The organism is uncultured Altererythrobacter sp. (assembly GCF_913057185.1).
GTDB classification, from domain to species: domain Bacteria; phylum Pseudomonadota; class Alphaproteobacteria; order Sphingomonadales; family Sphingomonadaceae; genus Erythrobacter; species Erythrobacter rubellus.
Map to the genome: position 1 here is coordinate 381,237 of NZ_CAJXNK010000002.1, position 13,554 is coordinate 394,790.

At 58.0% G+C, this 13,554-nt stretch carries 13 protein-coding genes; 8 read left to right on the forward strand and 5 right to left on the reverse strand.

Features of this window, described 5'->3' with window-relative positions; all coding sequences use genetic code 11:
* Positions 1 to 59: 59 nt before the first annotated feature.
* Together murI and QZ487_RS09770 are read right to left on the reverse strand one after the other, a co-directional pair.
* Positions 60 to 857 (reverse strand): glutamate racemase, encoded by a 798-nt coding sequence (murI, locus tag QZ487_RS09765; protein WP_296024696.1) that lies wholly within the window; start codon positions 855 to 857, stop codon positions 60 to 62.
* Between the two features lie 56 nt (positions 858 to 913).
* Positions 914 to 1,588 (reverse strand): EF-hand domain-containing protein, encoded by a 675-nt coding sequence (locus tag QZ487_RS09770; RefSeq protein WP_296024701.1) that lies wholly within the window; start codon positions 1,586 to 1,588, stop codon positions 914 to 916.
* A 256-nt stretch (positions 1,589 to 1,844) separates the two neighbouring features.
* Between QZ487_RS09770 and plsY the strand changes: the two genes are divergently transcribed.
* The 4 genes from plsY to topA all read left to right on the forward strand — a co-directional run bounded on the left by plsY (position 1,845) and on the right by topA (position 5,697).
* Positions 1,845 to 2,447, forward strand: a complete 603-nt coding sequence (gene plsY, locus QZ487_RS09775) for a glycerol-3-phosphate 1-O-acyltransferase PlsY (protein WP_285975399.1) — start codon at positions 1,845 to 1,847, stop codon at positions 2,445 to 2,447.
* 16 nt (positions 2,448 to 2,463) lie between these two features.
* On the forward strand, positions 2,464 to 2,718 hold the full coding sequence (locus tag QZ487_RS11500) for a hypothetical protein (protein WP_367114450.1): 255 nt from the start codon (positions 2,464 to 2,466) through the stop codon (positions 2,716 to 2,718).
* Complete coding sequence (locus tag QZ487_RS11505; protein ID WP_367114451.1) at positions 2,718 to 3,077, forward strand: hypothetical protein; 360 nt, start codon at positions 2,718 to 2,720, stop codon at positions 3,075 to 3,077. The genes QZ487_RS11500 and QZ487_RS11505 overlap by 1 nt, the downstream gene beginning before the upstream one ends.
* Positions 3,078 to 3,156: 79 nt before the next feature.
* Positions 3,157 to 5,697, forward strand: a complete 2,541-nt coding sequence (gene topA, locus QZ487_RS09785) for a type I DNA topoisomerase (protein ID WP_296024706.1) — start codon at positions 3,157 to 3,159, stop codon at positions 5,695 to 5,697.
* Positions 5,698 to 5,952: 255 nt separating this feature from the next.
* Here topA and era read toward each other — a convergent pair whose 3' ends face one another.
* Genes era through lepB form a run of 3 tightly spaced genes read right to left on the reverse strand, consistent with a single transcriptional unit; the run spans position 5,953 to position 8,353 of the window.
* Positions 5,953 to 6,858, reverse strand: coding sequence for a GTPase Era (gene era / locus QZ487_RS09790; RefSeq protein ID WP_296024708.1), 906 nt, complete (start codon positions 6,856 to 6,858; stop codon positions 5,953 to 5,955).
* Positions 6,855 to 7,526 (reverse strand): ribonuclease III, encoded by a 672-nt coding sequence (rnc, locus tag QZ487_RS09795; RefSeq protein ID WP_296024711.1) that lies wholly within the window; start codon positions 7,524 to 7,526, stop codon positions 6,855 to 6,857. The genes era and rnc overlap by 4 nt, the downstream gene beginning before the upstream one ends.
* Entirely contained in the window at positions 7,523 to 8,353 is an 831-nt protein-coding gene (gene lepB, locus QZ487_RS09800) for a signal peptidase I (protein WP_296024714.1), read from the reverse strand. Before lepB ends, rnc begins: the two co-directional genes overlap by 4 nt.
* 49 nt (positions 8,354 to 8,402) lie before the next feature.
* On the opposite strand from lepB, the gene pgi reads away from it, so the two are divergent.
* The 4 genes from pgi (at position 8,403) to gorA (ending at position 13,553) form a co-directional block, all read left to right on the forward strand.
* Entirely contained in the window at positions 8,403 to 9,947 is a 1,545-nt protein-coding gene (pgi, locus tag QZ487_RS09805) for a glucose-6-phosphate isomerase (RefSeq protein ID WP_296024715.1), read from the forward strand.
* Positions 9,948 to 9,970: 23 nt separating this feature from the next.
* Positions 9,971 to 10,453 carry a TspO/MBR family protein gene (locus QZ487_RS09810; RefSeq protein WP_296024719.1) on the forward strand — a complete coding sequence of 161 codons (483 nt, stop codon included), beginning with the start codon at positions 9,971 to 9,973 and terminating at the stop codon, positions 10,451 to 10,453.
* Between the two features lie 245 nt (positions 10,454 to 10,698).
* Complete coding sequence (locus QZ487_RS09815; protein WP_296024721.1) at positions 10,699 to 12,105, forward strand: DEAD/DEAH box helicase; 1,407 nt, start codon at positions 10,699 to 10,701, stop codon at positions 12,103 to 12,105.
* 101 nt (positions 12,106 to 12,206) lie between these two features.
* Positions 12,207 to 13,553, forward strand: a complete 1,347-nt coding sequence (gene gorA, locus QZ487_RS09820; protein WP_296024723.1) for a glutathione-disulfide reductase — start codon at positions 12,207 to 12,209, stop codon at positions 13,551 to 13,553.
* The last annotated feature ends 1 nt before the right edge of the window (position 13,554 follow it).

Consider the following 13,554-nt stretch of genomic DNA (forward strand, 5'->3'; position numbering starts at 1 on the left):
CGCGATGTAGTGGAGACGAAACGACTTTTCTACTGCGATCTTTGCGAATGACTCGCAGTTCAGAAGGCTTCGATCCCTGAAAAACCATGTTTATTAAGCGCAGGCAACAGGGCTTGCGCAGATTGCACGTTCCCGGTGGTTATGAACCGGCTTGATTGGCTGGCTGCGAATGACTGGCCTTGTGTCAAATGTGCGATCCTTCGCGCTATGCCTTGCGCGCCGTGAACAAACTGAACCTCGGGACCGAATGCCGCGCGCAATTCGTCTTCAAGCAGAGGGAAATGTGTGCAGGCAAGAACGACTGTATCGATCCGTTCACCTTCAGGCATGTCCCGCAATTTTCGCGCCGCAGCTTCGATCACACCGATGTCGACGGCTTCTCCGCGCAGCTTTGCTTCGGCCACTTCGACCAGCCCTGGCGCTGCATGACGCAGAAGGCTGTTCCCATTGGCAAATTCTGCCTCGAGCTGGTCGACATAGGGCTGACGAATGGTTGCCGCGGTGCCTAACAAGCCAATCACGCCTGTCTTGCTTATGGCCGCAGCCGGTTTGATCGCCGGAACCGTGCCTACAATCGGAATTTCCAGCACATCGCGTACCATGCCAAGTGCAATCGTGCTCGCGGTGTTGCAAGCGATGCAGGCCAGACGCGGCTGGTATCGCTCTGCCATTCGGCCCAGCAATCCAGCGACCCGCGCAGCGATCTGCGCTTCCGATTTCTCGCCGTAGGGCAGACCTGCCAGATCGGCAGCATAGATCACCGGCGCATCAGGCATGATCTTGCGAAGCTCTGCCAGCACGGTCAGTCCGCCGACTCCGGAATCGAATAGCAGAATGGGTGAAGCGGCATCGGCCATGGTGTGCGAAAATGGCCGATGCCCTTTGCAAGGTCAATAACTGCGACTTCGATGACTTACTTCAGGAACGTTTTGACCCGCAGAACTTCCAGGATTCCGACACCGTTATGATAGTTTGCGAGAGAGGTTTCGACGAATTCTGCATAGCTAACGGTGCCATCTGAATTCTGATCGTGGCGATCGAGGAACTCTGTTCGGGCGCGAGCATCGTGAACAATGATCGGCCTACCATCTTCTTCAACCGCAACTGCATCTGGGACTTCAGTGTCTGTGATCGACCCGCTTCCATCCATGTCGTATTTGCGAAACTGCCTATTAAGATACTCGACCAGCTCTTCTTCCGTTGGGGCGTCCTGCCCCGGGCCTTTGCTGGTCAGTCGGAAAATGCTGAGTGCCTCTATCTGGCCCGAATCGTCGACCAGGAATTCGTCAGCTTCGATGCTTAAGCCTTCATTGGCTGATGACGCCGTGAGGTTTGCCTGCATGGCGACGGTTACCAATGCGGCAAGAATGATAATCATAGTTAGTGCTTCGATCTTCAGTGAGTTGGAGCGTCCTGTGTGACCGGCGATTGCCGCATCTGACAGGTCCGGCGATTGGGATACGGTCTGACCGTACCCTTCGACGCGTGCCACCATTTGCGCGGCTTCGATCGAAGAGCCTACGCCCAGTTTGGCTCTGGCAGACTTGAGCCGCTTTTCGACGGCGTGGTGCGATAAATCAAGCGCCAAAGCAATCTGCTTGGCGGTCTCATCATTCAGCTAGCGCCTCAGGCATTCGCGCTCTTTCGACGTAAGGCGGGAAACCAGATCCGCTTCATCTGCGTCGGACGGGGATGGGGCTGGGAAGACCTGATCCACAGTTGGACGGTAGCAATTTGTTGCGCGCAGACAAGGTAGGGGCGAATGGTACTAGGCCCTTTATCGCGTGGACTCGCTACGAATAATAGTGCTGTCCAATTGCAATGATTGCATTATGCATATGTTCATGACTGGCGATGTTTCGATCTCAATACTTCTTGCGACGCTTCTAGGCTATTTGCTCGGCTCGATTCCCATCGGTTTGCTTCTGACAAAAGCTGCGGGCATGGGCGACGTGCGCAGCATTGGCAGCGGCAATATCGGCGCCACCAACGTGCTGCGCACCGGTAACAAGGGTTTGGCCGCGGCAACCTTGCTGCTTGATTTGGCCAAGGGGTTTGCGCCGGTGTTTATCGCGCAGCAAGTGTGGGGCGGCCCGACGGTCGCTTTCGCTTCGGGTGCGGCTGTGATCGGTCACTGTTTCCCGGTTTGGCTGAAGTTCAAAGGGGGGAAGGGCGTTGCCACCAACGCAGGTGTGGCATTCGGTCTCGCATGGCCGATTGGTCTTGCTTACGCCGCGATCTGGATCAGCATCCTTGCGATTTTTCGCATATCCAGCCTTGCCGGGATGAGCGCGGTTGTGGCCGCCGCTGCCGCCGCCCCGCTGTTCGGTTTCCCTGAGTATTTCCCCGTATTGGCCGCGATCGCAGGCCTGATCATCTATCTCCACCGCGAAAATATCGGGCGCCTGATGAAGGGCGAAGAACCCAAAGTGGGGGGCAAGAAATGAGGCCAGCGGCAAGCTGATGGAGAGCACGGGGTCGCAGCCAGCTCTCCTCTCCCAGAAAGAGGCATTTGCACGCATTCGCCTGCTGCGCTCATCGCACATCGGGCCCATAACCTATCGCCAATTGCTCGCGAGGTTTGGCACGGCTGAACATTCGCTTGAGGCGCTGCCGGAGCTGGGTGCGAAGGGCAAGCGTAGCTATTCAGCGGCACCTGTCGAGCGGATCGAGCGCGAAGTCGATGCTGTGCGGCGGGCGAAGCGGGTCGGGAGGTGATGGCGATCCCCGGCTCGCCGCTCGGCGCGCGCTCGCAAGGCTGCAACCATCTGATCCGCGAAGGAGCAGTGCTGGTGCAGTCTCCAGAGGAAGTTGTTGAGCTGCTAAGCGGTTTCGATGGCAATCCGCGCTCGACATTCCGCGAGACAACCGTCGGTTTCGACCACGAGCCTGAAGAATTGGCCGAGGCCGAGTCTGCCGATATCGGATCGCTGCTGACCACTGCGCCTGTTGCAGTGGACGAGCTGATCCGGCAGTCAGGAGAAAATGCGGCATCGGTGCAATTGGCGCTGCTGGAGCTGGAGATAAGCGGCCAGCTGCAGAGGTATGCTGGTGGGCGGGTGTCGTTAGGCTCTTGACGAATCCGCAGAACCGCTCCCACCCTCGCGCGTACGTACACGCGTGAAAGACACGTCAGGGATTCTTAAGAACAAAACAATGCAGCTTGTTATCGTTGAGTCGCCCGCGAAGGCGAAGACAATCGAGAAATACCTCGGATCAGACTTCAAGGTTCTGGCCAGCTATGGTCACGTCCGCGATCTGCCGCCCAAGGATGGCAGCGTGCGCCCGGACGAAGATTTCGCGATGGATTGGGAACTCTATCGTGACAAGCAGAAGCGTTTCAAGGAAATCGCCGATGCGGCGAAAGATGCAACCCGGCTCATTCTCGCCACTGACCCTGACCGCGAAGGCGAAGCGATCAGCTGGCACGTTCAGGAACTGCTGAAGAAGCGCAAGGCGCTGCCCACCAAGGTAGACCGCGTCACATTCAACGCGATCACCAAAGCGGCTGTGACCGAAGCAATGAAGAGCCCGCGCGAGCTCGATCAACCGCTTATCGATGCATATCTGGCTCGCCGCGCGCTCGACTATCTGTTCGGTTTCACGCTCAGCCCGGTGTTATGGCGCAAACTGCCCGGCGCGAAGAGTGCCGGGCGAGTGCAATCGGTTGCGCTGCGTCTGATCTGCGAGCGCGAGCACGAGATCGAGATATTCAAGCCAGGGGAATATTGGTCCGTCCTTGCCAAGATGGAGCAGGACGGCAGCGAATTTGATGCCCGGTTGGTCAAGTTCGACGGCAAGAAGCTCGACAAGATGACGCTGGGCAATGAAGGCAGCGCGATGGCGGCCAAGACTGCTGTCGAGGGTGCGCGTTTTATGGTCGAGGATATCGAGACCAAACCGCTCAAGCGCAATCCATCGCCGCCGTTCACCACATCAACCTTGCAGCAGGAGGCTGCGCGTAAGCTGGGCTTTTCCGCCAACCACACGATGCGCTGTGCGCAGTCGCTCTATGAAGCGGGTGCGATCACCTACATGCGTACCGATGGCGTGCAGATGGACCCCGGCGCGATCCACGCTTTGCGTGATGCAATCGGTGACCGCTACGACAAGGCATATCTCCCCGAGAAGCCTCGTTTCTATTCCACCAAGGCCAAGAACGCACAGGAAGCGCACGAGGCGATTCGTCCAACCGATTTCCGCCGCGATCACGCGGGTTCTGGCGACGAGGCGAAGCTTTACGATCTGATTTTCAAGCGCGCGATGGCAAGCCAGATGGCCGCTGCGCAACTTGAGCGGACAACCGTAACTATGCGCGACCCCAGCGGACAGCATCAACTGCGCGCGACCGGACAGGTTGTGAAGTTCCCCGGCTTTTTTGCGGTCTATCAGGAAGGCTTTGACGACAAGTCGGAAGATGATGATGACGGTATGTTGCCCGTCATCCGCAAGGGCGACAGCCCGTTGAAAAAGGCGGTGGAAGCCAACCAGCACTTCACTCAGCCGCCGCCGCGTTTTTCTGAGGCCTCGCTTGTCAAACGGCTTGAAGAGTTGGGCATTGGCCGTCCGTCTACCTATGCCTCGACCATTCAGACGCTGCGTGATCGCGATTATGTGCGAATGGAGAAAAACCGTTTCTTTGCAGAGGAATCTGGCCGTCTTCTGACAGCATTTCTGGAGCGATTCTTCCCCAATTATGTCGCCTATGATTTTACCGCAGGTATGGAAGACGAACTCGACACGGTCTCGGACGGACGCGAAGAGTACAAAGAACTGCTGAGCAAATTCTGGAAGGACTTCAAACCCAAAACCGAAGAGGTGATGGAGAAGTTGCCTTCGGAAGTGACCGAAGCTCTTGACGATTACTTGTCTGACTTTCTCTTCCCTGAGCGCGAGGATGGCGAAAGCCAGCGTATGTGCCCCATGTGCCGGGACGAAGGGCGCGAGAATGGCCGCCTGGCGCTGCGCGGTGGCCGTTTCGGCGCGTTCATTGCCTGTGCCAACTATCCCGAATGCAAATACACCCGCCGCTTTGCGCAGCCAGGTGGGCAGGGTGACGGCGGCGCTGAAGACGGTGTCATGGGAACCGATCCGGACAGCGGCGCAGAGGTGCATCGCAAGACAGGGCGCTTTGGTCCTTATGTCGAGATGGAAGTTGACGGGGAGAAAAAGCGCGCCTCAATTCCGAAGGATCTGGATGACTTCGATCTGGAGTGGGCGATCAAGCTGCTTGGCCTGCCGCGCATCGTTGGAGCGCACCCGGAAACCGGCAAGGAAATCGAAGCTGCGATTGGGCGCTATGGCCCTTATCTTCGCCATGATGGCAAATACGGCAAGCTCCAGAGCACGCGCGATGTGTTTGATATTGGCATGAATGCCGCGGTCACAATCCTGGCGGAAGCGGCCAATCGCAAGGGCGGCGGGCGCGGCAAGGCTGAACCGATCAAGACGCTGGGTGAGCACCCGACCTCTGGCGGCGAGATAAAGGTCATGCCAGGTCGTTATGGCCCATACGTCACCGATGGAAATGTCAACGCGACTATTCCCAAGGATATCAAGCCGGAAGACATCGAAGCGGCGAAGGCCATCGAGCTGATTGACGCGCGTGCGGCCAAGGGGCCGGCGAAGAAAAAGCGCAAGAAGGTCCCGGCCAAGAAGAAGGCTCCTGCGAAGAAGACAGCAGCAGCGAAAAAGTAACCTTCTTGCACTGCGAAACTTTCACTCTTTCGCGTTGGGAAATCGTCAAGCTTTGAGCCTTATGCCATCGCCTTGAACCAAGGGGTCAGCAGACGTGATCGAAATCGAAGTACAGAATGAAACGCACCAAACGCAGTATCGGCTGCGTTTTGCGGCTGTGCCGCGTATCGGAGAAGGCCTGCGCTTGAAAGAGCCTGACGGGATCTAGGCAAGTTATGACGTGCTCGACGTGTGGTATCAAAAGGCCGAGTATTCCTATCGCACCCAATCGAGGCCCATTTCCTCGTAGATTTCCTTGTCCTCGTCCCAGTTTTGGCTGACTTTAACATGCAGGAACAGGTGCACTTTCACACCTAGGATCTCGGACAATTCCTTGCGCGCAGCTTCGCCAATGGACCTGATCTTGGATCCGCCCTTGCCAAGCACGATCGGCTTCTGGCTCTCGCGACCAATCACGATTTGCTGGCGGATTTCCACGCTACCATCGGGGCGCTGGGTGTAGCTTTCCGGGCGTACTGCGGAATCGTAAGGCAATTCCTCGTGCAGCTGCTGATACAGCTGCTCGCGAGTCACTTCTGTTGCGAGTAAGCGCTCACTCGCGTTAGACACCTGATCCTCGGGGTAGTGCCACGGGCCTTCAGGCATCAAGTCAGCCAGTGCCTGCTTTAATTCCGGCACGCCGTCGCCGGTCAGCGCAGATACGAAATAAATCTCCTCGAACGCGACCTTTCCGGACAATTCCTGTGCGAGTAAAAGCAGATCTTCCTTCTTCGCGCGATCAACTTTGTTGATGACAAGGAATTTGCGTTCAGGCCGCTTTTCCAGCGCCTCAAGCAGCGGTTCCAGCTCATGCCGGCGTTGCTTGATAGGATCGACCATCAGCAACACTGCATCGGCGGCTTGTGCGCCTTCCCAAGCGGCGCTAACCATTGCGCGGTCGAGCTTGCGGCGCGGCGCGAAAATACCAGGCGTATCGACCAGGATCATCTGCACATTATCATGCAACGCAATGCCCAACATGCGCGCGCGGGTCGTTTGTGCTTTGGAACTGGTGATCGCGACCTTTTGCCCGACCAACTGGTTCACCAGCGTGCTCTTGCCCGCATTGGGCGCGCCAATCACGGCGACGACACCGCATTTTTGGCTATCATTCGAACTCATGCAAATTGCTCCATAAAGGCAGCAGCGGCGAGCCGCTCTGCCTCTTGTTTGTTGCTCGCGGTGGCTTCGGCTTCCCCGACATTCTTGACGCTGACACGGACAGTGAATCTGGCCGCGTGGTCCGGCCCTTCGCGATTGACTATCTCATATTGCGGAGGGCGACGCTGATTGCCCGCTGCCCATTCTTGAAGCGCGCTTTTGGGATGTTTGGACTTGCCCGCACTGCCTTCAAACTCGGCTTGCCACAACCGCCGGATCAGATCGCGCGTAGGCGCAAAGCCATTCTCGACAAAATGCGCTCCGATGAGCGATTCCATGACATCGCCAAGGATATTGATGCTTTCGCGCGCTCCATCATCGCGTGCTTGCTTGCCCAGGCGGATGTGGTCGCCAAGACCGATCTGTTTGGCGACCCGTGCGCATGTCTGCCTGCTGACAAGTGCATTCAAGCGCTGTGACAAACGGCCTTCCGCAGATGCACTGGATTCGAACAGCCATTCTGCGATGGTCAGCCCCAACACCCGGTCACCCAGAAACTCGAGCCGCTCGTAATCAGAGCTTTCGCCAGTGCTGCCATGCGTGAGGGCTTCGAACCAGCGTGGTTCGTCTGCCGGCTCTATGCCAAGCGAGGCGAGCCATTCGCGTGTCTCTGGTGCGAGATCGGTCACAAGCTATCTCCGATCCGGTCCCAGCGTGCTCCACTGATCCAGGTCCAGGGCTTCAACCATTCCGAGCTGCCATCGGTTGACCACATGATCAAGCTGGCGCGACCAACCAGCTTTTCTTGCGGGACAAGCCCAACACCTTTGTCCGGTTCAGCGGGGTAGCGGCTGTCATAGGACGCATCACGGTTGTCGCCCAGAACCAGCACGCGGCCTTCGGGCACAATGCGCGGCGCGGTTGTATCAACGAAGCTGGGCTCAAGATCGATTACATCGTAGCTTTTGCCGGACGGCAGCGTTTCGCGGAAACGGGTGTAGCGGCAAACCTCGCTGCCATCTGCAGTCGTTTCAAGGGCAGAATCTCGCGAACAGCCGCTGTTGGGCGAAACAGGTATTACGATATCATCAAGCCGGGTTTGCGGCAGGGCTTCGCCGTTCAGCACGACCAGCCCATTACGCATCGCGAAGGAGTCTCCGGGCAAACCGATAACGCGCTTGATATAATCCGTACCGTCGATCGGGTGCTTGAAGATAACCACATCACCGCGTTCGGGCTGGCCTGCAAAAACCCTGCCGGAAATCAACGGCGCCTCGAAAGGGAGCGAGTATTTCGAGATTCCATAGGGCCATTTCGCCGCGAGCAGATAGTCGCCATTCCATAGACTTGGCTGCATGCTTTGCGAGGGGATCGAAAAGGGCGAAAACACGAAGCTGCGAAATATCAGCACCACCAGTGCCAGCTTCAACACGAACAGCGCAAAGCTGCCCCAGCTTTCGCCGCTTTCTTCCGCATCAATTGCGGGCGCATTCGTACCTACGGTCTTCCCATCCATCGCATCCGTCCCTAATCGCGCGAGACCAACTTGTGAAAGGCTTTTCGCGATGAGCGACAACATCTCCTCCGCTTGGACCCATCTGCAATCCCTCCCGCAGCGGACGCTCGCGGAACTGTTTGAAGGCGATGATGCGCGCGTCGACACCTTGTCCGCGCGGATCGAATGGGATGTGGAAGAAGGACAAGCGGGTATATTGTTCGATTGGTCAAAGACACATCTGGACGCTGACCTGATCGCAGGGTTTGAGAAGCTGGCCAAGGCGTGTGACTTCGCTGGTAAGCGTACGAAACTGTTTGGCGGCGAAATAGTCAATGTGACCGAAGGCCGCGCGGCAACGCACAGCGCGATGCGCGGCGTCGGGGATGATGCAGATGTCGAAGAGGGCCAGGCTTTGCTCGCACGCATGGGCATGCTGGTCGAGGCGATCCACGGCGGCGCACTGGGAGAGGTCGAGCACCTGATCCACATCGGTATTGGCGGCAGCGCGCTGGGCCCTGCGCTCGCGGTCGATGCGCTGACCCGCGATCTGGCGCTGGTTGATGTGCATGTTGTCTCGAACATCGATGGCGTAGCGCTGGAGGCAGCATTTGAAGCCTGCGATCCGGCGAAGACGCTGATCGCAGTCGCATCCAAAACTTTCACGACGATAGAGACGATGACCAATGCGGCATCGGCGCTGAAGTGGCTCAGCGACAATGGCGTGCCAGACCCGACAGGCCGTGTTGTCGCGCTGACTGCGTCGCCTGAAAGGGCGGTTGAGTGGGGCGTCGACGAAACGCGCGTACTTCCGTTCCCGGAAAGCGTTGGCGGGCGCTATTCGCTGTGGTCCTCAATCGGCTTTCCGGTCGCCCTGGCGGTAGGGATGGAAGATTTCACTCCGATGCTGGCCGGAGCGCAAGCAGTAGACCTGCATTTCCGTGATACCGATGGCGCCGAAAACCTGTGCCTGCGCGCAGCCTTTGCGGACCAATATTACACGCGCCTTCGCGGCTGCCAGACACGCGCGTGCTTTGCCTACGATGAGCGGCTGGGCCTGCTGCCCAACTATCTCCAGCAACTAGAGATGGAGAGCAATGGCAAGCGGGTAAAGGCCGATGGTTCACCTGTCGACGGGCCGACTGCGCCGATCACCTGGGGCGGAGTGGGTACTGACGCGCAGCATGCCGTGTTCCAACTGCTGCATCAGGGTACGCATCTGGTGCCGGTGGACTTTATCGTCAGCATTGCGCCGGGCGATGCGCTAGATCCTGCGCATCACGCGATCCTGCTGACCAATTGCTTTGCGCAAGGTGCGGCGCTGATGGCGGGTGGAAATATGGCGGCCGACGGAAAAGATCCCGCGCGAGCATTCCCAGGAGACCGGCCGAGCGTGACGATGTTGTGCGACGATTTGGATGCAGCGACATTGGGCGCGCTGATCGCGTTTCACGAGCACCGTGTATTTGCGAATGCAGTTCTTATGGAGATCAACCCCTTCGACCAGTTTGGCGTGGAGCTGGGCAAGAAAATGGCGAACGAGATTGGTTCGGGCGACGGCGACTTTGATGCGAGCACGAAAGCGCTGCTTGAAAGGGCGGGGTTGGCGGATTGAACGGTTGCGCGTAGGCATCCTCTATGACCTTCCCAATAATCTTTGCCATCGCATGGGCCATTATCCTGGCAGGCGGAGGAGGGTTACTCACCTCGATCGGGAGCTGGTATTACGAGCTGAAAAAACCCAGCTGGCAGCCGCCCGACTGGCTGTTCGGGCCCGCGTGGACAGTGATTCTTAGCCTTGCCGCTTACGCCTTCTGGCTTAGCTGGGCGGCGGCAGAGGCAGATAGTGAAACCGGCCTTCTCATCGCGCTCTATGCCATCAACGGTGTGTTCCATTTTGCATGGTCGCCGCTCTTCTTCACGTTGAAACGCCTGGACTGGGCGTTGATCGAAGTGCCGTTTCTGTGGGCCAGTGTTCTCGCGTTGGCGATATTTCTGCGTGACTGGTCAGTACTCGCCAGTTGGTTGATCGTGCCATATCTGGTCTGGGTGAGCTTCGCGGCGTGCCTTAACTGGAAAATAGTGCAGCTTAACAAACCGTTTGGTGCGCGATCCACCTGAAGCATATGCTGCACCGCAGCGAATAACTTTGACTTCTGACAGGTTTGCCTCCATAACTCTCTCAGCGAGGCGCCAGTGCCAGCGTGAAGCAGCGGAAGATTTGAAAACATCCGCTTAAGGCCGCACCTCGGTTTTTCCCAAAGACTTCCCTATTCACGCGGGTCGTTTGACACCCGCGCCGCGCGATGATTCCATCCGGAATCCGCCAGAGAGCAAGTCGTGCGCCGCATTTATTGCGAGTTACTATGACTAACTTTACTGATCTCGGGCTGTCGCAGCCCGTTCTCCAAGCCCTTGATATGAAGGGCTATGACACGCCAACGCCGATCCAGGCGCAGGCTATTCCACCAGTGCTGGAAGGGCGCGACCTATTGGGAATCGCGCAAACCGGTACCGGCAAGACGGCTGCATTCATGCTGCCCAGCATTGATCGCTTGCGCGAAAGCGACAATCGTATTCCTTTCAAGAGCTGCCGCATGCTGGTGCTTGCACCAACGCGCGAGTTGGCCGGACAGATCGCTCAAAGCGCCAAGGATTATGGCGCGATGGCTGGCCTTAAAGTGCACAGCATTGTGGGCGGCACATCGGTCGGCAAAGACCGTAACAAGCTGCATCGCGGAACAGACATTCTTGTCGCGACACCAGGCCGTTTGCTCGATTTGATCGACCAGAAAGCCTTCAATCTCGCCGGCGTTGAAATCTTGGTGCTCGACGAAGCTGACCAGATGCTCGACCTTGGCTTTGTCCACGCATTGCGCCGGATCAGCCAATTGGTCCCGCAGGACCGCCAGACGCTGTTCTTCAGCGCGACCATGCCCAAGGCAATCAAGGATCTGGTGGGGCAATATTGCAAGAACCCCGCCCATGTCTCCGTGACACCCGCCGCGACGACGGCAGAGCGGATCGATCAATATCTGTTCATGGTCCAGCAGGACGAAAAGCAGACCTTGCTCGAATTGATGCTGAAAGAGCGTCACCCGGTTCCGGGCAAGTTCGAACGCGTGCTGATCTTCACGCGAACCAAACATGGTGCGGATCGCGTCGTGAAGAAGCTGTCGCAGTCAGGCATTCCAGCCAACGCTATTCACGGCAACAAATCGCAGCCGCAGCGGCAGCGCGCTTTGGACGAGTTTAAACGGGCTAAAACGCCCATTCTGGTCGCGACTGATGTTGCGGCACGCGGGATCGATATCCCCGGCGTTAGCCACGTGATCAATTACGAACTGCCCAACGTTCCCGAGCAATATGTCCACCGGATCGGTCGTACCGCTCGCGCGGGCAAGGACGGTATCGCAATCGCATTTTGTGCCGAGGATGAGCGCGACTATCTGAAGGATATTCGCAAGAATACCGACGCAGAGTTTGAGCGTTTGCCATTGCCGGATAACTTCCGTGCCGTGGTCGAAGGCGTCGGCCCAACCAAGCGCGCAGCGCCTGGGCAGCGCACTCGCGTAAAGCCTAAACCCAAGGGTGGAGCGCGCAGCGCTGCACCGCGTGGTGATGGACCAAGCGGCCCCCAGGGCAAACCCAAGCAGAAGCATACTGCACGTAAAGGCAAGCCCAATCGCTCAGGCGGATTCCGGGGCAAGCCAGGCGGCGGGCGCAGACATGGCGGCGGCGAAAGCCGCGGCCCGCGCGCAGCCAGCGCGTAACAATCTGCACTTCTTGAACGAATAGCGTTCCGATTGGCGTGAGCGGTTGGCATTTGGCGTTCCAACCGCCATATCGCGCCAACACTTGAAGGAACGCGCAGATGCCCGAATACGATTACGACCTCTTCACTATCGGCGCTGGCTCCGGCGGTGTGCGCGCCAGCCGTGTGGCCGCTGCCCATGGGGCCAAGGTTGCAGTTGCAGAGGAATACCGCGTTGGCGGAACCTGCGTCATACGCGGCTGTGTGCCCAAGAAGATGCTGGTCTATGGTTCCATTTTCGCAGAGGAGCTCGGCCATGCTGAAACACTTGGCTGGACTATCGAAGGCAAGCGGTTTGACTGGGCGACACTGCGCGATTTCGTGAATGCCGATGTCGACCGGCTAGAGGGCCTCTATGGCAAAACTCTGGCCAGCCACGATGTTGAGGTGTTTGCAGAGCGAGCCACCATCACCGGCCCTCATTCGGTGCGGCTTGCGAGCGGGCGCGAGGTAACCGCGAAGTACATTCTTGTTGCAACCGGCGCATGGCCGGCAATGCCCGAATTTCCGGGGCTTGAGCATTGCATCAGCTCCAACGAAGTGTTCCATCTGGAACAGCAGCCCAAATGTCTGATGGTGGTTGGCGGCGGCTATATCGCGATGGAGTTCGCGGGGATATTCAATGCGCTGGGCAGCGAAGTAACGGTGGTGAACCGGACTGACCGCATCCTGCGCAGCTATGACGCACAGATCGTCGATCGTATGCTGCATATCGCGATGGGCCGCGGGATCGATTTCCGCATGCACAGCCAGATCAAATCGGTTGAGAAGGGCGCAGATGGCTGCCTTGTGGTCGATCTGGGGGACAGCAATCCGGTAAAAGTTGATCAGGTGCTGATCGCAACTGGTCGCGACCCCAATAGCGTGGGACTGGGGTTGGAGTGCGCTGGCATCGAGATGGCCGACAATGGCGCCATCAAGGTTGACGAATACAACCGGACCAGCTGCGACAGCATTTATGCAGTGGGCGATGTCACTGACCGGGTGCAGTTAACGCCGGTTGCGATTCGCGAAGGCCATGCCTTTGCTGACACCGTGTTCGGCGGCAACCCGCGCATGATCGACTATGGCTCCATTCCAAGCGCTGTGTTCAGCCAGCCGCCACTTGCTGGTGTAGGTCTGACGGAGGAAGAGGCGAGGGCGAAATATGGCGACGTAAAAGTCTACACTTCGGACTTCCGGCCGATGAAGAACATCTTCTCACCCCACGCTGAACGCGGGCTATACAAGATGATCGTCGAGGCAACTTCTGAAAAGGTGCTGGGCATCCACATGATCGGACCGGAATCGCCCGAGATATTGCAAGCTGCGGCAGTAGCGGTGAAAGCCGGGCTGACCAAACAGGCGTTTGACGATACCGTGGCGCTGCATCCCTCGATGGCGGAAGAACTCGTGCTGTTGAAGTAAG